The 23,623-nt window shown below is 39.0% G+C and carries 20 protein-coding genes; 17 read left to right on the forward strand and 3 right to left on the reverse strand.

The genetic code is table 11. The features are described 5' to 3' along the window. Positions 1 to 4 precede the first annotated feature (4 nt). From CJD36_RS20220 to CJD36_RS20230, 3 genes are all read right to left on the reverse strand, one after another. Positions 5 to 961 (reverse strand): DUF6175 family protein, encoded by a 957-nt coding sequence (locus tag CJD36_RS20220; protein WP_205685659.1) that lies wholly within the window; start codon positions 959 to 961, stop codon positions 5 to 7. 2 nt (positions 962 to 963) lie between these two features. Then, positions 964 to 1,449, reverse strand: coding sequence for a hypothetical protein (locus CJD36_RS20225; protein ID WP_105041030.1), 486 nt, complete (start codon positions 1,447 to 1,449; stop codon positions 964 to 966). A 64-nt stretch (positions 1,450 to 1,513) separates the two neighbouring features. Continuing rightward, positions 1,514 to 1,975 (reverse strand): hypothetical protein, encoded by a 462-nt coding sequence (locus tag CJD36_RS20230; protein WP_105041031.1) that lies wholly within the window; start codon positions 1,973 to 1,975, stop codon positions 1,514 to 1,516. 146 nt (positions 1,976 to 2,121) lie between these two features. On the opposite strand from CJD36_RS20230, the gene CJD36_RS20235 reads away from it, so the two are divergent. From CJD36_RS20235 to CJD36_RS20320, 17 genes are all read left to right on the forward strand, one after another. Next, the gene (locus tag CJD36_RS20235) at positions 2,122 to 3,732 is read left to right on the forward strand and encodes a hypothetical protein (protein ID WP_105041032.1); all 1,611 of its coding nucleotides are present in this window, start codon (positions 2,122 to 2,124) and stop codon (positions 3,730 to 3,732) included. Between the two features lie 5 nt (positions 3,733 to 3,737). Next, positions 3,738 to 5,138 (forward strand): DUF5723 family protein, encoded by a 1,401-nt coding sequence (locus CJD36_RS20240; protein ID WP_133162736.1) that lies wholly within the window; start codon positions 3,738 to 3,740, stop codon positions 5,136 to 5,138. A gap of 415 nt (positions 5,139 to 5,553) precedes the next feature. Beyond that, on the forward strand, positions 5,554 to 6,420 hold the full coding sequence (locus CJD36_RS20245) for an AraC family transcriptional regulator (protein WP_105041034.1): 867 nt from the start codon (positions 5,554 to 5,556) through the stop codon (positions 6,418 to 6,420). 412 nt (positions 6,421 to 6,832) lie between these two features. Then, positions 6,833 to 7,741 carry an NAD(P)/FAD-dependent oxidoreductase gene (locus CJD36_RS20255; RefSeq protein WP_105041126.1) on the forward strand — a complete coding sequence of 303 codons (909 nt, stop codon included), beginning with the start codon at positions 6,833 to 6,835 and terminating at the stop codon, positions 7,739 to 7,741. Between the two features lie 129 nt (positions 7,742 to 7,870). Further along, complete coding sequence (locus tag CJD36_RS20260) at positions 7,871 to 8,467, forward strand: short chain dehydrogenase (RefSeq protein WP_105041035.1); 597 nt, start codon at positions 7,871 to 7,873, stop codon at positions 8,465 to 8,467. Positions 8,468 to 8,527: 60 nt separating this feature from the next. After that, positions 8,528 to 9,892, forward strand: a complete 1,365-nt coding sequence (locus CJD36_RS20265; RefSeq protein WP_105041036.1) for an alginate export family protein — start codon at positions 8,528 to 8,530, stop codon at positions 9,890 to 9,892. Positions 9,893 to 10,612: 720 nt separating this feature from the next. Beyond that, positions 10,613 to 11,680 (forward strand): sensor histidine kinase, encoded by a 1,068-nt coding sequence (locus CJD36_RS20270; RefSeq protein ID WP_105041037.1) that lies wholly within the window; start codon positions 10,613 to 10,615, stop codon positions 11,678 to 11,680. Between the two features lie 570 nt (positions 11,681 to 12,250). Then, the gene (locus tag CJD36_RS20275) at positions 12,251 to 13,099 is read left to right on the forward strand and encodes an alpha/beta fold hydrolase (protein WP_240609392.1); all 849 of its coding nucleotides are present in this window, start codon (positions 12,251 to 12,253) and stop codon (positions 13,097 to 13,099) included. A gap of 37 nt (positions 13,100 to 13,136) precedes the next feature. After that, on the forward strand, positions 13,137 to 13,463 hold the full coding sequence (locus CJD36_RS20280) for a LytS family sensor histidine kinase (protein WP_133162737.1): 327 nt from the start codon (positions 13,137 to 13,139) through the stop codon (positions 13,461 to 13,463). Next, the gene (locus tag CJD36_RS20285; protein ID WP_105041039.1) at positions 13,456 to 14,151 is read left to right on the forward strand and encodes a LytR/AlgR family response regulator transcription factor; all 696 of its coding nucleotides are present in this window, start codon (positions 13,456 to 13,458) and stop codon (positions 14,149 to 14,151) included. The genes CJD36_RS20280 and CJD36_RS20285 overlap by 8 nt, the downstream gene beginning before the upstream one ends. Positions 14,152 to 14,283: 132 nt before the next feature. Continuing rightward, entirely contained in the window at positions 14,284 to 14,874 is a 591-nt protein-coding gene (locus CJD36_RS20290; protein ID WP_105041040.1) for an SHOCT domain-containing protein, read from the forward strand. A gap of 149 nt (positions 14,875 to 15,023) precedes the next feature. After that, positions 15,024 to 17,333 carry a TonB-dependent receptor gene (locus tag CJD36_RS20295; RefSeq protein ID WP_105041041.1) on the forward strand — a complete coding sequence of 770 codons (2,310 nt, stop codon included), beginning with the start codon at positions 15,024 to 15,026 and terminating at the stop codon, positions 17,331 to 17,333. Between the two features lie 9 nt (positions 17,334 to 17,342). Beyond that, positions 17,343 to 18,119: a DUF4249 family protein gene (locus CJD36_RS20300; RefSeq protein ID WP_105041042.1), complete on the forward strand. Its 777-nt coding sequence runs from the start codon at positions 17,343 to 17,345 to the stop codon at positions 18,117 to 18,119. 60 nt (positions 18,120 to 18,179) lie between these two features. Next, complete coding sequence (locus CJD36_RS20305) at positions 18,180 to 18,881, forward strand: DUF4386 domain-containing protein (RefSeq protein ID WP_205685660.1); 702 nt, start codon at positions 18,180 to 18,182, stop codon at positions 18,879 to 18,881. A 253-nt stretch (positions 18,882 to 19,134) separates the two neighbouring features. After that, entirely contained in the window at positions 19,135 to 20,022 is an 888-nt protein-coding gene (locus CJD36_RS20310) for a CPBP family intramembrane glutamic endopeptidase (protein WP_105041044.1), read from the forward strand. A gap of 752 nt (positions 20,023 to 20,774) precedes the next feature. Further along, entirely contained in the window at positions 20,775 to 22,316 is a 1,542-nt protein-coding gene (locus CJD36_RS20315) for a cryptochrome/photolyase family protein (RefSeq protein WP_105041045.1), read from the forward strand. After that, entirely contained in the window at positions 22,306 to 23,607 is a 1,302-nt protein-coding gene (locus tag CJD36_RS20320; RefSeq protein ID WP_205685661.1) for a DASH family cryptochrome, read from the forward strand. Before CJD36_RS20315 ends, CJD36_RS20320 begins: the two co-directional genes overlap by 11 nt. Positions 23,608 to 23,623: the final 16 nt, after the last annotated feature.

Genomic DNA, 23,623 nt, shown 5'->3' on the forward strand with positions numbered 1-23,623 from the left:
GCTATTATTTTTCACCCAGCACCAGAATTGCTTCTCCCAGCCCGCGTGTCATTAATTTCACTTCAAAATTAAAAGGAGCCGCCTTTAAATATTTTTGCAGTCCTTTTGCAAATTGCCGCGCATCAAGCGCATTATTATTGGAATCGAATAATGGAATACGAACCTGGTCAAAGCGAATATTATTTTCAGTGGCGTCACTAGTGCTAAATCTGCCCTTCGTGGTGTTTAGTGCCATCCATTTATTAATGTAGTCTGTTATTTCCTCTCCATTTACCTCTGTTGACAGATTCTTATCCCAGCTCTTCCATCTTTTTACAGTTACAATAACTTCCCTGCCATTACTAAACATGTCATCAAAATGTTTTTGTAATTGAGCTGCAAAAGGGTCGATATTAGCTAACACCGCTTTTTGTAAAAGCTCTGGAACTAAATCAGTGGTGTTAGGCGATCCAATACCTGTTGATGATGCTATCCTTTTACTGGTAAACGCATCAAAAGCTTCCAGAGTAAATGAAACAGAATTTCCTTTGTCGGTTTTGTTGATCTTCCACCATATTTGAATAATAATGTCTGCCTTTGCCTTGTTTTTTAGTTTATCCAGTGGGCTTTCCGAAATTGAAGAAGCTGAGGTTGTACTACTCGTCATATTGTCCTCTGCACTTCTTGCCTCTATTGCTTTCAGTTCTTGCTCTGCATCTTTAAGGGGGAAACCGCGCTCAATCATGAGTGAACCAATTTTACTTATAACCTGGTTGATTTCCGCGTCTTCCTGAAATACCTGTTTATAATTGGGTACCTTTTGCTTGGTGCCTTGATTATCAAATTCGGTCATAAAATACCGCTGCTCACACCAGTTGTCACTGGGGAGGATCATTAAGGTTGGCTTTTTTGCCTGCCCGATACAGGTAACCGAATTACCTAGAGCCAAAAGTATTGCAACAATTAAGTAAGTGCTTTTCACAATTAAAATCCTTGATTTAAAGGTTTAATAATATTATTCTCTTCCAGGTATTTTCTCAATTCACCCTTGGAGACTGAAACCTGATAGACCTTCCAGCTCTTATTCTCAACATGCGACGGAACTGTTGTCTCAGTAGCCGCACTTCTGGTAAACATTACCCATTTCCCATTTCTGGAAAAAAAGGCTTCTTCTATGCTTTTGAATTTTTCCTGTTCATCTGCTGTTTTGAGTATTGGTGGTTGAGTAGGACAACCATTGCTTCCGGCAACTCCGGAATACAGAACGGCGTTAACGGCATCTTTGCGTGCTTTCACGGCTTTATACAAGGACCGCTTTTGGGTATCCCATATTTTAATCGTCAGATAACCATCTGACTCAAGTGAAACACATTCAGTTTGATAATTTCTGTCGTTGGGGAGAAATGATAGCAACCCTAAACTGAAGACAAACAATAAGCAGATTTTTATCGTGCTTGATTTAATTTTCATAATAATTTACATTTTAGAACAAACTATTTGCTGAGGCTAGCTTCAAACTATATCCTCATTCCTTTTACTTCCAATGCAGATTCATGTCTACTATTGTCAATATATCGTCCTTAACCATGGTGCTTTTATCTGATTCCAATACCTGGAAGTCATTGTTCCCTAAATATTTGACTTTTACCTTGCTCCCCGGGCCATACTTAAAAGAAATAACCTGCTCAAGATTCAACCCCGATATCGTCATAGTTTCCATTATCTCTATATTAGAATTATCGATCAGTCTATTATCTTTAGACGCGTCCTCCCAACAATTATATCCTGTATATTGCGCAATCAGATCTAGGGTAAATTTCCGCGGATGGGTAGGCCCTTGTTTAGCCATACCAAATATCCGCACCAATGTGGCAGGGCTGATTTTTTCATTGCAATAATTACTGATTGATAGAGCTAGTGCGTCACAGTCTTTGGGATACCTTATTGATTTTCCAAAACGTACTTCTATTCTTTTCTTGATAGAGTCAGGTATCATAGTTTACTTTCAAGCGCCAAAGTAGCGAAATCTATTTACGAAACTGCGGAGTGCAGTAAATGGAGGAAATGATTGACTTGCAGCAACTGATAAATATTTATTTTAGGGAATTTACAACTATTTTTGTTTCATATTAAATTATCATTATGATAAATAAATTTATTACATGTGCGGTCCTGATTATCATATTAATTTGCGGGAGTTACAGTTGTAAAAAAAACTATACTGGTATATATTTAATTTCCGACAGTGTGCGATATAAACAGTATCAAATTGCTACGTTGACACTCAGCGGAACAACGTTTAAAAAAAATACATATGAGGCCCGACTTAATGGTCAAATAATAGAGCTGTCGGCTATTGGTAACCAACTCGTTTTTATTACGCCTACGTTAACACCTGGGGCATATAGTTTGCAGACAAACATTGATGAAAGAGTATTTACCGTGGCAATAAATATAGATTCTACAGTTTTAGACAAGAGCCCTAATGAAATTATTGCAAACGTTTTTGACAGCTGTTTTTATCGTAACAGTTGCCTTGACAGTCTTACGCAACTCAATAACGGATTATTAAACGTAGATACTGAAAATGCTGTTCATGATGGTATGTTACTCAAGCAGCAGTTAGCAAGAACATTAGCCACATTCGACTCTGCGACAACTTCGGAGAAACTTATAGTTGCGAAATTTATCCAAGCCAACCCCGATTTCTTCATGCCTTTGGCTGATGTTATTTCGTATGCTGACACAAATACTCTCCACCGGACAACAGACGAGGAGGATATGGAGGTGGTATTTAGAAATGATATGACGTTTTTTAAGCGAAGATTGCGAACTGATTTGGCATTAACATTCGTAGGTGGAGTTATATTTCGTATTCCTAGCGCAGGTATAAACCAAATAATAGGAGGTCTGTTAGGCGTTTCGGGGGTATACAGGTTGTACAACGATCTCATATGGAGTCAATTGGTTTTTTCAAAGCCATTTGTCCAAACGGCATTAGATGTAATTGGAGCACACAAAACTACCTCGACTTCGATTACTTTCGGCAATAACCAATCTTATGTTCTCGACATAAACGGAAACTACAGAAATATATGTAACCAAGACGTAAACTCCGCCGACCCATTACTCATCGATTTGAATTCGGTTATGAAAGAATTTAAAAAAACGTGGGATGTTGTCAGTTTATTTCTCCCAGAAAAATTAAACAGTGTGCCGCCACAATTTGAAAGTGCTGTAGCGGTCAGATCTAAACAGTTAAAGGTGAACGCAAGATACCTTTCGATAGATAACATTTCCAATTTTTGGGTATCGTGCATAACCGACAATGTCAATGGAGAGTTGAAGGTCAAGTTTAATACATCATCAACTACTAATGAAGATTTTTCCTATAATGTGACATATAACAATCTTAACGGCAATTCAAACACACAAACGTTTAATGCGAAGGTGAGTACAAAAAAATATAATTTGGTTGGCACCTGGATTTCCCAAGACGAAAACTTATGCCCCGGACTTGCCGGAATGATTGTCGCTTATAACGGTATTCAAGGTACTATAGTGTCTGGATCATCAGCCGCTTGTAGCCTCTATCCAGGAAATCAAATGTGGACTAACTATGATTCAATAAACTATAAAATGGACATACTTACCTCTGGATGGTCTGGTGGAACATATGAAAAATGGGATATTAGTTTTATAGACTCCACTAATATTATACTTGGAAATACAGTTCGGTATATCAGACAATGACAACTATGAAATCACTCAAGTGTATTTTTTTTGTAATCGGTAATGTAGTTAGTATTTCGGCAAATGCACAATATAACATTGGTATTTCAACAAGTCTTTATGGCGGTATAAATGCCGTGCAAATGAATCCTGCGTTTATTTCTGGCTCGAGACAAAAAATAATTGTAAACTTTTTAGGGATATCCTCTTTCCCCACAGATCTTTTGGTTACGTCGGGCAATTTTGCAGCAGCCATTTATTCAGAAAACGAACGTGGACTAAATTATAACAGCAACATTATCGGAAATGTAAACAGAATTAACCAGGCCCAAGGCCCAGGATGCCAAATTAGCATTGGGCAAAGGTTCGGAATAGGAATCAGTTCTCGAATAAGAAGTATGGAAAAAATAACCAACATAAACGAAAATACGTTGGGTATTATTTCAAATAATAACAACCCTCAAACATTTGACCTTGCTACACATTTCAGATATAATTCACATTTTTGGAACGAGGTAGGGTTTACTTTTGGCGCCTTGATGTACAAAAAAGAGGACAGGCAAATTAAGTTTGGAATTACTCTTCGATCCTTGGGCGGTATTCAGTACATGTCCGTTAATTGTAAAAATATGTCCGTTCAATATCGAAACGCAGATAGCACATTTGTCGTAAAGGATGTTGACATGACTGCGTCAGGAAATTTGTATGACACAAAATGGCAGAGTGCTACCAATAACGTGGCAGGGCAACTTTTTGATTCAAAAATAGGCAAAGGGCTTAGTGCCGATATTGGCGCAGTTTATTCATGTTTTCCAATGGTGGCAAAGCGCAATGACAGTACAGGAACGTTAATCTATTCGGATGAATATAAGCTGAATGTGTCCGTCTCAATAACTGATATTGGGTCGATTAAATACCCATTTGCATCGGATAATAGTTATAAAATCTCCGGTAACGGTGTTGTGACCCAAGAGGGATTAAATTACAATTCGCAAAAATTCGAAAATCTGCTATATTATATGCAGAGCAGTGGTTTTAAAATCGATACTACAAAGTCGATAACGAAGATGTATATGCCCACTTCGCTTATCATGAGTGTCAACTATAATATTCTACATAGATTTCATACAGTCCTTACTGGATTGTTTTCCATAATTAGTAAAAATAAACCAGGAGTATTTTTTGATAACTATCTGAATTTAAATACGATGTATGAAGGCCCCAGGTTCAGTTTTGGGGTTCCTGTTTCATATAGGTATGCAACTGGAAAAATTGATTATGGTGTAATGTTAAGGTGGAGGGGTGTTTATTTAGGTACGGATAATCTCAAGAGTGCATTTACCCAGTCTGGTATTAATTTTTATTTAGGATATCAATTAATTTTAAATAAAAAACCGAACATAAAACCGATTGTTAAAGCACATTAGATATGTTATTGCAAAATACCTGCATTAGGGTGGAAAAATAGACCTAAACTGGAACGCGTATGGCGCAGCCTGTGCAAAATGAACAGAAGTGTCTTGTTGTGGTGTAACACTATTGTTTGTTCCGCCAAGATTATAAAGGATCTTTTATCTCCTCCGTTGTATCCTGTATGAAGTTGAGCGACAAGCGTAAAGTACTTATACAATGGTTTACGCCATTCGGCACTTGTTGTTAATCAAAAGACAAAAGGACCACCTTTATCTGAACCCTTAAATCCATCAAAAAAATCAGCTTTGTTACCTGTAAACAATCTCTGTAATTTTGGCTTAATGAACTAAAGTTACCATATAATATTACCTTTGAGCGTAGGGGAGGTTGATGTCAATTGTAAAGTTGTAAATATTTAGCATAGCTACAATGAAGAAAATTCCGGTCAGACAGCTTGCAGAATCTCAAAACAAACGAGGTACGCTTGAGATGTTCAACATACGTCAAGTAAGTGATCTATTTGGTGACAAAGAAATAATTAACCATGAGCTTCACCGGCACGACTTCTTTTTTGTTCTTGCTCTTAAAAACGGAAACGGTGTCCACGAAATCGATTTTAATGCGATTGATTTGTCCGAAAATTCGATCTTTGTTTTACGTCCAGGCCAAGTTCACCAACTTACATTAATGGCAAAGTGCTCGGGATACTTAATGGAGTTTAATACTGAATTTTATCATTCGGACAATACGCTGTCGAACCAGCGCTTGAGAAAAGCCGGTAATAGAAATTTTTGTAAGGTAGAGGATGCTCGGTATGATAAGTTGGAAGCGGTTCTGTCCTACATCTTTAACGAATATGTCGATAAATCGGATGGATACCAGGATATTATTAAGGCTAATCTGGATATTTTCTTCATAGAGCTTACACGTCAAAGTCGTAATTCTAATGCTGTAATAGCTAACTCCGGTTCTTATCAGCAGGAGCGATTGGAGGAATTTTTAGAGCTCTTAGAATTGCATATCATTGGCCAAAAACAAGTATCTTATTATGCAGATGAGATGAGTCTTTCCCCGTATCAGTTAAATGAGATTACTAAGAGCATTGTCGGAAAAACAGCGTCAGACGTTATCAACAGCCACATTATTCTTGAAGCAAAGCGCTATCTGCTGGCTACTCCGAATCAAGTCAAGGACGTCGCGTATCAATTAGGCTATGAGGATGTTTCCTATTTTATCAGGTTCTTTAAACGGCATACAGGCCATTCTCCGGACATATTCAGAAGCAATTTCAGATAAGTCCTATTCAACTCCATTACAGTCCTACTATACCACCTTTTGCCTATGGTACTTTTGTGAAAGCAAAGATAATTGCTGATAAAAGTATTCGATATGAAAGCAAAAGCAAGACTGTTAATGTCTCTAAAAATTTGGTTGGTCATTTATCCATCAATTACATTGTTCCTTTTCCTGTTTGGACAGCAATTGTCAGATATTCCACTATATCTGCGAACATTCATTTTAACTATTTCATTAGTGCCATGGATGATGTTTGTTGGGGTTCCGTTTCTGGATTTTATCCTTCGTCAGTTTTCAAAGAATAATTCATTGAAATAACATGTTGCGGCGTGACTTCGTAAAACAAACAGGAATCCTATTAGGCGGTATGTTGGTGCCTATACCATTAATAAGCAATTCGATAAAAAATAAAATGAAACAAGAGAAAGTGTTTGACGTAATAATTATTGGTGGCAGCTACTCTGGACTTGCAGCAGGCATGGCTTTAGGCAGAGCATTGAGGCGAGTGTTAATCATCGATAGTGGAAACCCATGTAATAAACAAACGCCACATTCACACAATTTCCTCACCAACGATGGAAAGACACCTCGGGAAATCGCCAACCTGGCTAGGCAACAAGTCCGGATGTATGATACAGTGACAATTTTGGACGCATCGGTAACTGGTGCCAGTAAAATTGAAAAAGGATTTGATATTCAGGTAAATACTGGTGACAGGTTTACAGCGAGTAAACTGGTCTTTGCGACTGGCATAAAAGACATACTTCCTGATATACCAGGTTTTGCCGAATGCTGGGGGATTAGTGTAATTCATTGCCCATACTGCCATGGTTATGAGGTCAGGTATCAAAAGACGGGTATACTTGCTAACGGCGATAGTGGGTTCGAGCAATCGTCGCTCATCTCTAATTGGACAAATGATTTAACCCTGTACACAAATGGTAGGTCTACACTTAACGATCTACAAAAAGCAAAGCTTCAAAAGCACAACATCACCATAGTAGAAGCTGAAATTGAGCGAATCGAGCATGAAAATGGTCATGTGCAAAGGGTCGTTTTCACTGACGGCAGGAAGGAATCCCTTAACGCCTTGTATGCGCGGCTTCCCTTTGCACAGCAGTCGACTATTTCCCAAGAGTTAGGCTGCGAGCTAACTACAGATGGTTATATTAAGATAGATGCTGCCCAAAAGACGACAATTCACGGTGTGTACGCGTGTGGTGATAATACGACAAGAATGCGGACTGTAGCAAATGCTGTGTCAATGGGCACAACCTCAGGACTAATGGTGAATAAGGAATTGATTGAGGAAATTTTTTAAATGAAAGGTCAAGAAAACATAGAAAAATCTAGTCCTGGGGAAGTATGGAGTCTAAAGTCCAGTTTCAAAACAGAGATGCCAAATAAAAAACAGTTTTATTAATCACAATTAAACAATTACCAAACAAGTATGAAGATTATCATCGTGGGTGCATCAGGCACCATGGGGACTTATTTGTCCAGCGCATTTGAAAAAGAGCATGAAATAGTGCGTGCAGACCGCAGTGGCGCAGACGTTCAGGTAGATATTACATCGCCAGAGTCGATAGAAGAAATGTATAAAAAGGTTGGCACATTCGATGCAGTTATCAGTACAGCAGGTCCAACTTTTGTGGGGCCGTGGAATAAGCTCACAGACAAGGAGTTCAGGCAAGGAATAGAGGGCAAAATGATGGGGCAGATTAACCTGGTGCTAATCGGACAACATTACATCAACGCCAAAGGTTCGTTCTCGCTGATTACCGGGGCATTGACGCATGACCCTCAGAAAAACTTTGCTAATGCATCAGCCGCGAATGGAGCAGTAGAAGGCTTTGTGCGTGCTGCTGCTATCGAGTTGCAAAACGGCATTCGTATCAATGCAGTAAGCCCTACTGTAATTGAAAACTCTCCACAGTATTTTCCATACTTCCCCGGCGATATACCAGTGACCATGAAACAACTGGAATTTGGCTTCCGCAAAAGTGCTTTCGGTGCAAACACAGGCCAAGTAATCAAACCACATTAATTTCTTCGGTCAGTCGGGTCATTGTTTTAACAGTGGCCCGAATGACATTAAAACAAAGCAATGAGATACTCAATATTTCCCTTCATATTATGGCTAATGGTTTCTGCCTCAAATAGCTATTCCCAGATCAACATTTTGAGGTACAACGATAACTTCACCTATCTCAAGGCAGATAGCGTAAATAAGAAAGGCATCGACAAAATTAAGTATATAACCTTAACTAAGGGAACAAACATATCATTTGGCGGCGACTTCCGGGAGCAGTTGCAATATTATAAGAATAGCAATTTTGGAGATGCTAAATCATCTCATACAAATACTTTCCAACTATGGCATAGATTAATGATACATTCAAATTTAGAACTAGGTAAAAAAACGCGACTGTTTGCTCAACTGGGAAGTACATTCCGTTTTTTCAATCCCGACCCACTTACTCCAGAAATCGATGAAAACAGGCTTAGCTTGCATCAAGCTTTTATTGATTATAACTACAATAAAAACTGGTTGTTCAGGATTGGCAGGCAAGAAGTTACTTATGGTAATAATAGGGTCGTAACATTTAGAGAAGGACCAAACACCCGGCAGACATTTGATGCAGCAATTGCAAAATACCATACCGAAAAAAGAAGACTGGATATATTGGTAATGAGCCCAGTAATATCGGAACCAGGGTTATTCGATGACAAAAGTTCTGGTGAGGTAATAATTGGAGTTTATGGTACAGAAGTTGCTCGCAAAAACCTTCCTGGATTGGATTATTACATTCTCAGCTATACAGGAAATCGGCGCAAATACAATTTCACTCCTGGCAATGAAGTGCGCCAAATCTACGGTTTCCGAATATTTAGCAAGAATAAGAGCTTCAATTATGAATTTGAGGGTACATATCAGTCTGGAAAATTCAACAACCTTAGGATAAACGCTTATAGCATTTCTGCAGATCTAAATTATGCATTGGTGACGAAAAAACTTACTCTCGGCGTTGCCGCGAATTATGCCTCGGGCGATAAAAACAAAAATGATAAGGAACTAAACACCTACAACTTTCTATTTTCAAAGCCACAATACGGACTTGCAGCACCTATCGGTGCGACAAATATTGCGAACATAAATCCCTATGTTACCGTCACACCGTTTAAAGAGGTACATATTGATGCAGGAGCATTTTTCATGTGGAGACAAAGTGCACAGGACGGCACATATTCTCCTCTCGCAAAAGAGGTGCGTCCGGGCCCTGCCCTATTATTTAGCTCCACTAACAAAAGAATTGGGACCCTTCTTAACCTAGAATCCACATTTGTCATAACAAAGAACTTTTCCTTTGGTGTAGATGATGCCTATTTCATTGCGGGGAATTATCCCAAGGGAACCGGAAAAGGAAAGGACATTTTCTATAGTGCTCTCAAAGCAACAATTAAATTTTAAAACTGAAAGTATCACCCGCATAAAATTTACAAAGTCCCATATCGATTCGTGTTTGTCTATCAGATGGACGTATCGCTACAATACTTTTGCCTTGAAATTAGGACATAGAATGAAATAGGCTAGTCTAGACCCAAAATGGGAGTGAACGGAAGAGAAGACGAAAAGATCGCTATCAATAATCGCTTGTTTAACATAGTCGAAAAATAGCACAGGACTACATTTCGATCGGGCTGTCAAAATAGCCATTTAAAGGTTAGCTAGTCAAAAAAATGAACGATCAATCTTATATGGAAGTTTACGGCAACTATTGCAATACAAAAAAAATTGCAAATACGATAAAGAAAACTGCTATATAATGTCAATAATCTCTCGTTTTGCAGACAATTATGACCAGTTTGCATAATTTCCCCCTCAATGCCAAATGAATAACGGAGGTTTGCTTACTTTTTAATTGACATTTCTAAAGCACGAAAAAATCGTTTGTTGTTTTATACTTTGGTTTTTGAGTGTGTTATTTTTTAAACGATAATTAAGATATTGGGTGTTTATTACAGAAGCAGTTCTCGTTTAAAAGCAGCGACTACCTTCTCATAGCGTCTTAATGTCTATTGCTGACAGATCGTTAAAATGATGGTCGTTGAAGGCTTACGCACAAAAAAGAGGATACGATATCAAATCATATAGTGACGTAATAGATAAAGTGACACATTTATATAAAATATGAAAAAATCATTTGCGCTGTTGTTGAATTTAGGGTTCTGGGTTTGCTATTTTAGCTTGATCGGTATCCTTTTGACGCTTTACAACAAAAGCATCTCGCATGCGGCCGATCACATTTACAAGGTGATCAATGCCTTTAAAAGCCTTTTTATTTTTGCTATCCTGCCTTCAGCGATCACCTATGTTCTTTATTATTTCGTGCTGTTCCGCAAATACCTACAGCATCGAAAATACTTACGCTCAATGCTTTTCGGCTTGGTGATTGCTATTGGTGTGGCGGTGCTTAGCTATATCCTGCATCGTTATCTAATCGAAACCGGCCGTATTCTTGATATGGATGAAGCCGGCAGGAAAGGTCGATCTACCGCTATCATAGTGATAACTGCTACGACCGTCATCAATCTGATAACCGGAATGCTTGCATTAAGTATTAAAGGCTTTGTCACTTGGCTCTCAGAGATCAGGTTAAAAGAACTGCTAAAGGAAAAGAACTATGAAATGGAAATGGCCCTCGTTAAATCACAGCTTGACCCACATTTGCTATTTAATACCATCAATAACATTGACGCACTGATATTGAAAGATGCGGTCAAGGCTTCCAATTATCTGAATAAGCTATCGGGTATTATGCGTTTTATCCTTTACGAAACGAAGACTGATCTGATTTTATTGCACAAAGAAGTGGAGTACCTTGAAAAGTATATCGCCCTTCAAAAAATCAGAACGGCCAACCAGCATTATGTCAAGTTTTCAGTAACCGGGGTGATGGGTAATAAACTCATTGCACCGATGGTTTTTATTCCATTCATTGAAAATGCCTTTAAACATACCAACAATAAAAAAATTGAGAACGCCATCACAATTGATATCATTGTCAATGATGACAATATAAGATTAGTCTGTGCCAATAAATTCGAGACTGGAGCAAAAATACAACAGCCGGACAGTGGATTGGGTAATGAGCTAATAAAAAAGCGGCTGGAACTCCTCTATAAAGGAAGACACAGCTTAAGCGTGAATAACAACGGTGAACTATACAAGATCGACTTAATGATTCCCTATGGATAAACTAAACTGTATTATCGAAGACGAGCCACTGGCAACTGAAAAACAAAGGGCTTTGTACACAAGATTGGAAAATATTTTGCCTCAGGGCGTTTTTCTTTTGACAAATACAGTCAAAACCCGGTTCTGTATTTACAATATCTTGACGATAACGGGGACAGAAAAATAGGTTTATGTGTAGATGATTTGGATAACAGTCCGCCTTACCCTGAGTTTCGCTGTACGTATAAGGAAACAGAAAAATTACCTAATGGTCCAGAGAGTGAGGCTAAACTAAAACAAATACTGGAGCCAGCTAATAAGTGACCCTACCTTTTCCCATCGGGTTTTTATTGGTAAAGACGCAGACAAATCAGCATTAATAAACTTAGCAGATAAAAAAGGCATGTCAAGGATTCAGCTTATTGTTGAGTTTATTGGAGATGCAAAAATAGATTTCCTCGACTCTACAGGCAAAATTGTTTATAGTTTACCCAATAAAGTGAATCACTAAAGAACAGCATGCAATCACATACACCAACCTTTAAGTTAGCGGTAATTTTTGACATTCATTGATTATAACGAGGGGAAAACATGAAAAAAGAGAATAAAGAAAACTATAGGCAACTTCTGATAGACAAAATAGGAGGATTAGTTGAACAAAGAGAAGTAACTATTGGAACAATAAAAACGACCTACTTATTATGTGGAAATGGTAAACCTATAATTTTCCTACACGGAGCTGGTGCTGGCGCTGTTACCTGGTATCCATCAATAAATACTATCTCTAAAAATTTTCAAGTAGTAGCACCAGATATAGTTGGATATGGAGAATCTGATAAACCTGATGCGCCTTATGATAGGCCATATTTTTCGAACTGGCTCAAAGATTTCATGAAAGAATTGAAAATATCAAGGGCTCATATTGTCGGATTGTCTCAAGGTGGCGCCATCGCTTTGCAGTTTGCCATAGACAATTCTGAAATGGTTGATAAGCTTGTTTTAGTTAACTCTGCAGGTTTAGGTGCAAAAGTTTCTTTTTGGCCTCTAATTGGAATAATATGGATGAATAGTTATCCATCATCATTGGCAAATCGTTTTAATTCGCGTTATATACTTCATAAACCTATAAACAGAGACCCGAACCATAGTAGCTACTCAATAGCTGTCCTCAAATATAAAGGAGGAAAAAATGCATTTAAGCAGGGGCGTGGAACCTCAGTGTCTAAAATATCCGAAAAATTATTAATGCAAATAAAAAATGAAACACTTATCATTTGGGGGAAAGATGATAAATTATTTTCTGTTGAATATGGCGAAGCAGCAGCTAAAATTATCCCAAATGCAACGCTTCATTTAATTCAAGATGCTGGACATTTACCATTAATGGATCAACCCGAAATTTTCAATAAAATTCTTGATGCTTTTTTAAAAAGCGAATAAAAAACGGCATACAACAAGAGTATTGCCAATGGTCGGAGTGAACGTTGAAGTAATTGGCTGTATTTCTCTTTCAGCTTTGCTTCTGCCAGAACCAACTATTTTGAACCTCAAAATATATTATCATACCAACAATAAAAAAATTGAGAACGCCATCACAATAGATATCTTTGTCAATGATGACAATATAAGATTAGTCGGTGCCAATAAATTCGAGCCGGGAGCAAAAATACAGCAGCCGGACAATGGTTTGGGCGATGAGCCAATAAAAAGGCGGCTGGAACTCCTTTACAAAGGAAAACACAGCTTGCGCGTGAACAACAACGGTGAACTATACACGATCGACTTAATGATTCCCTATGGATAAACTAAGCTGTATTATTATTGAAGACGAGCCACTGGCGCTGGAGAAAACAAAGGACTTTGTAGCCAAGGTCCCTTTTTTGCTTTTAAGTGCAACGTTTGATAATGCCCTAACTGGGCTGAATTACCTCAATAATAACAAAGTCGACCTACTTTTCCTGGATATAAATATGGATGAATTGTCGGGCATCGAATTGCTGGAAAGTACAAAAATAAACAGCCAGGTTATTATTACGACGGCCTACCAGGAATATGCTTTGAAGGGATATGAGTTGCAAATAACCGACTACCTTTTAAAGCCGTTTACCTTTAATCGCTTTATTCAGGCTGTAAATAAAGCACAGGAAAATATATTGCATCGCACTCCCGATGCACCGCCTGATTTTATTTTCGTCAAGACTGAGAACCGGCTTGAGAAGATTATGCTTAATGAAATCGTTTATATTGAAGGGAAGCGGGATTACCGCAGAATTCATACAGTAAATAAGAAAATAATGACTTTGCAGAATTTCAGTGATTTTGAAAAAGCAATCCCATCCGGATTGGTTTGCAGGGTACATAAGTCTTACATGGTTGCCCTGAACAAAATAGAATCCATTGAGCGGAGCAGAATAAAAGTTGCAGACCAATTGATTCCCATTTCGGAAACTTATAAAGATATTTTCTTTAATCTCATCAATAATAAGGCCTGACCTCGCTACTATTTTGCAGGCTAATTTCATCAGTACGCAGACATCTTAAGTTGTTTTGCATATCCAAATTGTACCACTATACGCGTTCATATACTTTTGTACCAGTTAATAAAATAACAAAAACAAAATAATATGAATTACGGATTTAGAGCATTTATTATGCTTGTTGTCTTTCTGTACAACTACAAGGTAAAAGCCCAGAATTACCCAATGGTATCAGATAACGGGGGCTCTGTTTGGCTATCAGAAACAGTTGTGTTTAATGTTGGTACGGATATCAACGTAGGAACTGGCGCGACCGATGACGGCAGTTTTAAATACATAAGGATCAGCTCGCAAAGCTGGATGCACAATAATTCCAAATGGGGAATTAATTCCAGATATGTAAATGAAGCAAACTGTTTACCAGTGAGGTTCACTGGCCTGAAGATGCATATTAAGAAGATAAGGTTTATTGGAGATCAGAAGAGAGGGTATGTCGTTTATCTGATATTGGGGGGCGGCACAGCCACAAATTATGAATGCGATATCGCGCAGGCTGTAAAAGCAGGCGAAATCGAATGCCAGCAATGTGAAACATTGAGAAGAACAGGCTCAAATGTTATTGCCGCGAACCAATTAAGTACTGCAGATGAATTGGTGAAACTTAAAAAATTAAGAGACGACGGCGTTCTATCTGAACCAGAATACCAAACTCAAAAATTGAAATTGCTAAACAGGTAACAATAGTAATTCCTCTTTATTCCCCGTTGGCCAATTCATAATGGTTCCATTACAAAGCTCACCTAAGCGATAGCAACTACCCGATTTACAGGATTTTAAAATTAGCCTGCTGCATTACTTTTTCTCAAAAAATTCTAAATAAAAAATAAATGATTAGATCGATTACGCTCATTGCCCTGCTTTTTACTACATATTTCTCCTTCGCCCAACAGAAATATACCATTAGCGGGACAGTAAATGACAAAACCACAGGCGAAACCATTATTGGTGCTATTTTGAGGATTGAAGGAAAGAGTGCCGGTACAACGACAAATGAATATGGGTTTTATTCCCTTTCACTTCCCGCAGGCAGCTATATTGTCATGGTTGATTATATCGGTTATCAGGAACACATGTTCAGCCTGACCTTAGAGAAAGACTCCATTTTGGCTATTTCCATGGTACCGAAAAACAAGCAGCTGTTGGAAGTTGTTGTAACAAGTAAGGCGAAAAATGAAAATATTACATCAGCCCAGATGGGAATGAATACCCTTAACGTTAAAGAATTAAATGCATTACCGGTGCTCTTTGGAGAAAGGGACGTAATGAAAATAATACAGCTATTGCCCGGTGTAAAATCAGCAGGCGATGGCAATACAGGCTTCTTTGTAAGAGGTGGTGCTGCAGATCAGAACCTGATATTACTCGATGAGGCGGTAGTATATAACCCGTCGCATCTTCTGGGGTTCTTCTCTGTTTTTAATTCGGATGCAATTAAAAACCTTTCACTGTACAAAGGAAATGAGCCCGCACAATATGGTGGTCGTCTGTCTTCCGTTATGGATATAAAGATGAACGACGGCAACAACCAGTCTTACCATGCCAGTGGCGGTATAGGCCTAATATCTTCTAGGCTGAACTTGGAGGGGCCGTTAGTAAAAGATAAAGGGTCATTCCTAGTGAGTGCCAGGCGAACTTATGCCGACGCATTTCTCATTTTTTCCAGCGACGAAAACATGAAAAAGAACAAGCTTAATTTCTATGATTTCAACGCAAAATTGAACTATAGGTTTTCAGACAAAGACAGAATATATCTATCTGGGTACTATGGCAAAGATGTCTTAGGGCTTAGCAATCTATTTGGCATTAACTGGGGCAATGCAACCGGTACATTAAGATGGAATCACATTTTTAATCCGAAATTGTTTTCAAATACATCTTTGATCTATAGCAACTATGACTACAAATTCAAAGTTACTACTGCCGGTATTGATGCAAGCATACTGTCTGTGATCAATGACTGGAATTTCAAAGAAGAGCTGAAATATTTTATGCATCCTGGTAACTCTCTGTCATTCGGACTAAATTCAGTGTACCACACGCTTACTCCGGGACAATTTGAAGGCACTATCACTGCGCCTAGTCAGCCAAAAGTCCACTCTTGGGAGAACGCTTTCTATATTGCCGATAGTTGGAGAGTATCAAAGAAACTGAATATTGACATGGGAATCAGGTTGAGTACATTCTCATTCTTTGGAGGAGACAATAAATTCTACAATCTCGATGGGAACCATAATATAACAGACACATTCACCTATGCTTCCGGACAAATAGTGAAAACCTATGTCAACCCTGAGCCGCGGCTATCGGCAAGCTATCAGCTAAACAATTCGTCCTCCATTAAGGCAGCATATGGGCGCAACACACAGTATCTGCATTTACTATCAAATTCAACGACAAGTAATCCTACTGATAAATGGGTGGCGACAAATAACATTATTAAGCCCGAGCTTTCAGACCAGGTCTCATTAGGTTATGCACAAAATTTTAAAGACAATACTTATGAATGCAGTGTGGAGACCTACTACAAGTCTATGCAGCATCAGGTTGATTATAAAAATAATGCGCAGGTATTGAGCAATGACGCCATTGAGCCACAACTCTTATTTGGACAGGGAAGGGCCTATGGTATTGAGCTGCTGATGAAGAAAAACGAGGGCAGGTTTACAGGCTGGGTTTCTTACACATTATCCAGAACTGAGTTACAGATCGATGGCATCAATAAAAATGCATGGTATCCGGCACATCAGGACCAGACACATAATTTGTCGGTCGTCGGTATGTACAAGCTGTCAAAAAAATGGACCGTATCGGCCGATTTTGTTTACTACACTGGGTATGCTGTTACATTTCCAAGTGGAAAGTATAACGTCGATAATCAGGTAGTCTTCTACTATACAGAACGCAATGCATACCGCGTACCGGCTTATCATCGGTTAGACCTCGGGGCCACGTGCAAGCTAAGAGAGCGAAAGCACTTTTCGTCTGAGGTTTCCTTCAGTTTGTATAATGCATATGGTCATGCAAACCCATATACCATCACATTTCAGCAGGATCCGAATAATGCAACTAAAACCCAGGCAGTGCAAACCTCTTTGTTTCAATGGGTACCATCAATATCATACAATTTCAAATTTTAATTTCACAACATGAAGAGCTTATATATTTCCTCCATTTTTTTGTTGCTTACCACACTAGTGGCTTGTCGAAAGGTAATCAAAGTAGACCTCAATGCGTCAACTCCCAGGTACATTGTGGTAGGTAATATTACTGACAAGCCCGGCCCTTATCACGTAAAGATCACCAAATCGTTGAACTTTGATCAGGATAATAATTTCCAGGGCGTCAGCAATGCTCAGGTCCTGATCACCGACATAACTTTGAGCGTTACCGACACACTAACCGAAGAAAGCAGCGGCAATTACGTTACGCATTCCATCTTAGGGATAAATGGACATGTCTATAGTTTGAAGATAACTTCAGGCAACAACATCTTCTCCGCAACATCTACCCTGCCAGCGGCTGTTCATCTCGATGACCTTTATACCGAGAAAGCCGCACTGAATGACAATCTTGATGTAGTGCCTGTATTTAACGATCCGGCAGAAAAAGGCAATTATTTTCATTTGCTGCTCACGGTTGCAGACAGTATCAGCCCGCAAATAATGATTATTGATGACGGATTGATTAATGGACAAAAGATCATGACACCCATCTACAACAAGATGAAATTTGCTTCTGGCGATGCTGTGAGTGTAGAGCTGCAGTGTGTAGATAAGGGGGTATTTAATTACTATAGTGATCTACAGCAAACAGAAGCTCAGAATTTAGCCAACCCAGCGAATCCCCAAAGCAATATTACCGGTGGTGCCTTGGGCTATTTCAGCGCGCATACGGTGAACAAAATGACGATAATAGTTCCATAGCATATTAGCAACAACATTAAGTTATTGGATTGATATTTAATTGGAGCACAAATGAATATAATGAATTCAACAATGAGAACAGACAAGATAAATGCTACTGTTACAGGTGTGTTTTTTATTATTGCCGCTGTGGCAGCTATCACAGGGCTTATATTATACGACCCGCTTCTAAACCACAGCGACTACCTGATCCGTGGTGCCAGGTATTCAAATCAAATAGTTTTAGGGGCTTTCCTAGAACTAATACTTTCCTGTTCGGCAGTCGGAACGGGGATTATGCTATACCCATATTTAAGAAAAGTAAATGAAAGTCTAGGGATGGGGTATGTATGTTTTCGAATGTTGGAAGTCGTTTTTATACTAATCGGCATCGTAAGCGTACTTTCACTTTTAACGCTGAGTATTTCATTTACAAATACAACTGCGCCGGACGCTGCATCATTTCAAGCGACAGCAAGAACATTGAAGGCTATACATGAATGGACCTTTATGCTAGGTCCAAATTTCATGCTTGGAATAAACACATTTATATATAGTTATGTACTCTTTCAGTCTAAACTTGTTCCAAGAAAAATTTCAGTGATTGGAATTCTCGGAGCGGTTCTAGTATTCACAGCAGCCCTCCTGGAATTGTTTGGCATAATTCTTCAAATATCCATATGGGGGGCGTTATTGGGCATGCCGATCTTTGTTTATGAAATGACCTTAGCAATCTGGCTTATCATAAAAGGATTTAATTATCCGGTAGAAACCGTCAATTAAGGGGATTACAACAGGTTTATAACAGGTTTAGCGAAACTATTTATGACTAAGTAATTTCATTATCAATAAAATAACTAAAAGCATTGAAAAAAGTATCATTTAAGTGCGCCTGATAAATTAGCGACATTTTAAAAACTAAAAGGCGACGGCGTATTATCAGAAATATAATACCAACCGCAAAAAACAAAAAAATGTTACGCAACTAAAAAATTTTCAACAAAATAGAACAACTCACTTTACAACACCGAAAAGGATGCAAGAAAGGATAATTAAATCGCCAGTGACAAGAATATTCCTTGGACTATTTGTATGCTTAACTACAATAATCATCGTACAACAAATATTCCTTAAAATACCGGGTATAGGTCTATTGAGTAATGATTTCAGAAATCTTATTAAAGGAATAGTTGTCTCATTTTTAGCAATGGGTAGCTATGCAGGTTTTTACTACAAATACGAAAAGAGGGTAATTACAGAGTTATCAATTAAAGGAATAGGGAAAATACTGTTTTTGGGATTGATTATCGGTGTCGGTTTGCAGTGCCTGACAATTTTGGTAATTTATCTATTCGGTAGTTTTAAGATCATATCTATTAATGCTTTTTCAACTCTGATTATTCCATTTACTGTGGCTATTACAGTAGCGATAATAGAGGAAATATTACTTAGAGGAATTGTATTTAGAATCACGGAAGAAAGATTAGGGAGTGTGATCGCATTGATTATTTCTGGTATTATTTTCGGCGGGTTGCATCTGATAAATCCGCACGTTACACTAGTTTCTACTTTATGTACGACTACGGTCGGGATATTTCTTGGTGCTGCCTATATGTGTTACAGAAGTTTATGGTTTCCAATAACGATACATTTTGCCTGGAATTTCACACAAAATGGAATTTTCGGTGCCATAACATCCGGCAATGAGAAGACAAATAGTTTATTGGCAACTAAAATAGGAGGACATGAAATCATTTCAGGTGGACAATTTGGCCCGGAAGGTGCAATACAAACACTATTTTTTTTCTTAACGGCTACTGCTATTATTATTCAAATACTCAACAAAAACCGAAAGTTTGTAGCGCCGTACTGGAAAAATAGGCATACACCTTTAAATAGTAGCAAATATTGTGAACTCAAGTAAATGACAACGAGAATAACTCGTACTCTACTAGCTAACTGAATTTTGGAATATCACTCGATCTTTTTTGTACATTCTATACCGAACATCAATTTATCGCCAAATACTAGTTGCTAAGGTTTTGCAAAACTCGTCAACGAAATGATACCAAAAACGTGCATTTCCCATTAAACGTAAAAGGATGCAATTAATTTGCATCCTTTTACACATTTTTAGGCGGACCGTGGGGGATTCGAACCATCAATTCAAAAGTTATATCGTTCCAACGATATTTTCATTTTCATTTCCTACCTTCGTTCACGTATAGTAAATGATAGTGTGCTATTCCGATTTAAAGTGAAATTGTTTCACCGCTTCTTCACCAAATATTTGCGCCAACACTAAAACATAGTATTTATAGGCCTTCCAGCCAATCCATTCGATTCCTGGCAAGACCACATTATAATAACGGAGTACATCAGCGCGCCAAGCGATGATGCGCTCCGTTCCCATTTTCGCCCTGCACAGAAGCTACAAATTCACCAATTGACTAGATAGCTCCCACCCTTCTCCATATTAAGCCATATCATTGATCCTACGCTCTACTTTACCCCCATCACCACATTGAAATATCCAATACGCTGCGATACAGAATCCACTTACTTTTGTTGAGTATCAGCGGAAATAATTTAAACAAACGCCTGCGTAAAAGAACCCCATCGTGCAGGCAAGCAATGTGCAGATCATTCCGCAACTCACCAATCAAAATGTAGTTAATGGAGGCAAACAAAACCCTACGTCTTATACTCGGCGATCAGTTGAACAGACAGCATAGTTGGTATGCACGCGTAGATGATGATACTACATATGTAATGATGGAAGTGCGATCAGAAACTGACTACGCTACTCATCATATTCAGAAAGTAGCCGGCTTCTTTGCCGCTATGCGTGCCTTTGCTGATGAACTGAGCATGCTAAAGCACAATGTCGTTTATATAAAATTGACCCATGAAGGAAACAAACAGAGCTTCAAGGAAAACATATCAGACCTCATAGCCAAAAAGAACTTCACACATTTTGAATACCAGCTACCCGATGAATACCGGATGGACATGCTACTGCAAGACGTTACCAGCAACCTGTCAATTCCCTTCAAACTATACGATACAGAACATTTCTTCAGTACCCGGGACGAACTAGGTAAGTTCTTTGAAGGCAAGAAGCTGTACCTGATGGAGAATTTCTACAGGTACATGCGCAAAAAGCACAACATCCTGATGGATGGTGACAAACCAGTAACCGGCCAGTGGAATTATGATGGAGAAAACAGGAAGAAACTACCCGCAGGCCACAAGCCGGTTGCGCCAATTCTACTTCAGAATAATGTACAAGACATCGTCGACGAGATCGGTACAACAAACATTAAAACAATTGGCACCGTCAAGGTAAACGCTTTCGCATGGCCAATTGACAGGCAACAATCTCTTTCATTGCTTAGCTTCTTTCTAAAGGAATGTCTGCCATTGTTTGGCACATACCAGGATGCCATGACAACAGGTGAATGGTCGCTCTATCACTCCCGCATATCCTTCTCACTGAACTCTAAAATGATATCTCCGGCTGAAGTAATAGAAGCGGCCATACAAGAGTGGAGCGAAAGACCAACTGAGATACAGTATAACCAACTGGAAGGATTTGTGAGGCAGATAATTGGCTGGCGGGAATACATGAGGGGTATCTATTGGCTTAAAATGCCTGAATTTGCTACGCTCAATTTCTTCGAACATACTACTTCTCTACCCGATTGGTATTGGACAGGGCAAACAAAGATGAACTGCCTGAAACAAAGCATTCAACAGTCACTCACGCATGCCTATGCCCACCACATACAACGCTTGATGGTAACAGGCAATTTTGCCTTACTGGCAGGCGTACACCCCGACGAGGTCGATGTCTGGTATCTGGGTATCTATATTGATGCACTCGACTGGGTAGAAGTGACCAATACCCGCGGTATGAGTCAATATGCCGACGGTGGAATTATTGGCACAAAGCCATACGTCAGCTCTGCTGCCTACATCGACAAAATGAGCAACTATTGTTCCACTTGCTACTACGACAAGTCTAAGAAGACAGGCAACAGAGCCTGCCCGTTCAATAGCTTGTATTGGAACTTCTATAACAGGCATGAAGAAAAGCTGGCCAAAAATCCAAGGGTACAAATAATGTATACCATCTGGAACAAAATGAAACCCGGGCAAAAAGCAGAACTACTACAGCAAGCAGACTATTACTTACAAAACATTAATGCGCTATAAAGTGAAAACCGCCATAGTCTGGTTCAAAACGAACCTGAGAGTACATGACAACGAGCCACTGCTAAGAGCCATTGAGCAAAACGACCTGGTAATACCGGTATATTGTTTTGATGACAACCACTATAGAACAACCGAAAAGGGCTTTAAGAAAACAGGTTCCTTCAGAGCACAATTTATCTTGCAGGCATTGTTAGATCTGGACAGCAGCTTACGTCAACTAGGCTCAGGACTTTTGATTGTAAAGGGTAACACAGGTGATGTATTAGCGCAAATAGCACTGGAATACAAAGCTCGTAAAATATATGCCCAACAGGAAGTTGCTCATGAAGAACTACAAACTCAGGATGAAGTTACAACTAAGCTACAAGCTATTCATTGCTCACTGGAGACTTTTAATACAACCGCACTTTACCATCCCCACGACTTGCCATTTACAATAGCAAACGTACCTGATATTTTCACCCCGTTCAGACATAAGGTAGAATCTTCCACCAAAATAAGAGCTCCCTTTCCTTCACCAAAAGCTATCAGATCACTAGAACTACCTGCACTGCAACTCCCGAGCTTATCCGACCTTGGATTGGGTCCTGCAATTTTAGATAGCCGTGCTGCGTTTAATTACCCCGGAGGAGAAAGCAGCGCAATGATGAGGGTTAAATACTACTTTGAAGAAAGCGGACTGGTCTCATCATATAAAGCAACTCGCAATGGACTGGTAGGCGCAGACTACTCCACTAAGTTCTCACCCTGGCTGGCCATTGGCTGCTTGTCGCCCCGGTATGTATATCAGAAGTTGAAGGCATATGAAGCAAACTATGGGGCCAATGACTCCACCTATTGGGTAGTATTTGAATTATTATGGAGAGACTATTTCCGATTAATAATGAGCAAATATGGTGTACAATTATTCCTGAAGAACGGCATTGACAGCAACCACCCGAAAGCTAAACAGCACAATACAGAAGTATTCGCAAAATGGATCAACGGCGAAACGGGAGTAGACTTTGTAGATGCCAACATGCGTGAACTAAAACTTACAGGCTTCATGAGCAACAGAGGACGGCAGAATGTAGCCAGCTACCTATGTAACGACCTTAAACTAGACTGGACATATGGTGCAGCATATTTTGAAGTACAACTGATAGATTATGACGTGTGCAGCAACTGGGGCAACTGGGCATATATAGCCGGTGTAGGCAACGACCCACGCAAAGACAGGTACTTCAACATTCAAAAGCAAGCCGACCAATATGACACTGACCACAGTTATAGAAACCTGTGGCTTAAGTAATACTTGGATGTATTAG

Origin of the sequence: Flavipsychrobacter stenotrophus (assembly GCF_002954265.1) — a bacterium.
In the GTDB taxonomy this organism is placed as follows: domain Bacteria; phylum Bacteroidota; class Bacteroidia; order Chitinophagales; family Chitinophagaceae; genus Flavipsychrobacter; species Flavipsychrobacter stenotrophus.

What these genes read in the sequence shown, in the direction of transcription:
- CJD36_RS20225 (WP_105041030.1), bottom strand. Translation starts at nt 1,449, where the DNA reads ATGAAAATTAAATCAAGCACGATAAAAATCTGCTTATTGTTTGTCTTC.
- CJD36_RS20230 (WP_105041031.1), bottom strand. Translation starts at nt 1,975, where the DNA reads ATGATACCTGACTCTATCAAGAAAAGAATAGAAGTACGTTTTGGAAAA.
- CJD36_RS20235 (WP_105041032.1), top strand. Translation starts at nt 2,122, where the DNA reads ATGATAAATAAATTTATTACATGTGCGGTCCTGATTATCATATTAATT.
- CJD36_RS20240 (WP_133162736.1), top strand. Translation starts at nt 3,738, where the DNA reads ATGAAATCACTCAAGTGTATTTTTTTTGTAATCGGTAATGTAGTTAGT.
- CJD36_RS20245 (WP_105041034.1), top strand. Translation starts at nt 5,554, where the DNA reads ATGAAGAAAATTCCGGTCAGACAGCTTGCAGAATCTCAAAACAAACGA.
- CJD36_RS20255 (WP_105041126.1), top strand. Translation starts at nt 6,833, where the DNA reads ATGAAACAAGAGAAAGTGTTTGACGTAATAATTATTGGTGGCAGCTAC.
- CJD36_RS20260 (WP_105041035.1), top strand. Translation starts at nt 7,871, where the DNA reads ATGAAGATTATCATCGTGGGTGCATCAGGCACCATGGGGACTTATTTG.
- CJD36_RS20265 (WP_105041036.1), top strand. Translation starts at nt 8,528, where the DNA reads ATGAGATACTCAATATTTCCCTTCATATTATGGCTAATGGTTTCTGCC.
- CJD36_RS20270 (WP_105041037.1), top strand. Translation starts at nt 10,613, where the DNA reads ATGAAAAAATCATTTGCGCTGTTGTTGAATTTAGGGTTCTGGGTTTGC.
- CJD36_RS20275 (WP_240609392.1), top strand. Translation starts at nt 12,251, where the DNA reads ATGAAAAAAGAGAATAAAGAAAACTATAGGCAACTTCTGATAGACAAA.
- CJD36_RS20285 (WP_105041039.1), top strand. Translation starts at nt 13,456, where the DNA reads ATGGATAAACTAAGCTGTATTATTATTGAAGACGAGCCACTGGCGCTG.
- CJD36_RS20290 (WP_105041040.1), top strand. Translation starts at nt 14,284, where the DNA reads ATGAATTACGGATTTAGAGCATTTATTATGCTTGTTGTCTTTCTGTAC.
- CJD36_RS20295 (WP_105041041.1), top strand. Translation starts at nt 15,024, where the DNA reads ATGATTAGATCGATTACGCTCATTGCCCTGCTTTTTACTACATATTTC.
- CJD36_RS20300 (WP_105041042.1), top strand. Translation starts at nt 17,343, where the DNA reads ATGAAGAGCTTATATATTTCCTCCATTTTTTTGTTGCTTACCACACTA.
- CJD36_RS20305 (WP_205685660.1), top strand. Translation starts at nt 18,180, where the DNA reads ATGAATTCAACAATGAGAACAGACAAGATAAATGCTACTGTTACAGGT.
- CJD36_RS20310 (WP_105041044.1), top strand. Translation starts at nt 19,135, where the DNA reads ATGCAAGAAAGGATAATTAAATCGCCAGTGACAAGAATATTCCTTGGA.
- CJD36_RS20315 (WP_105041045.1), top strand. Translation starts at nt 20,775, where the DNA reads ATGGAGGCAAACAAAACCCTACGTCTTATACTCGGCGATCAGTTGAAC.
- CJD36_RS20320 (WP_205685661.1), top strand. Translation starts at nt 22,306, where the DNA reads ATGCGCTATAAAGTGAAAACCGCCATAGTCTGGTTCAAAACGAACCTG.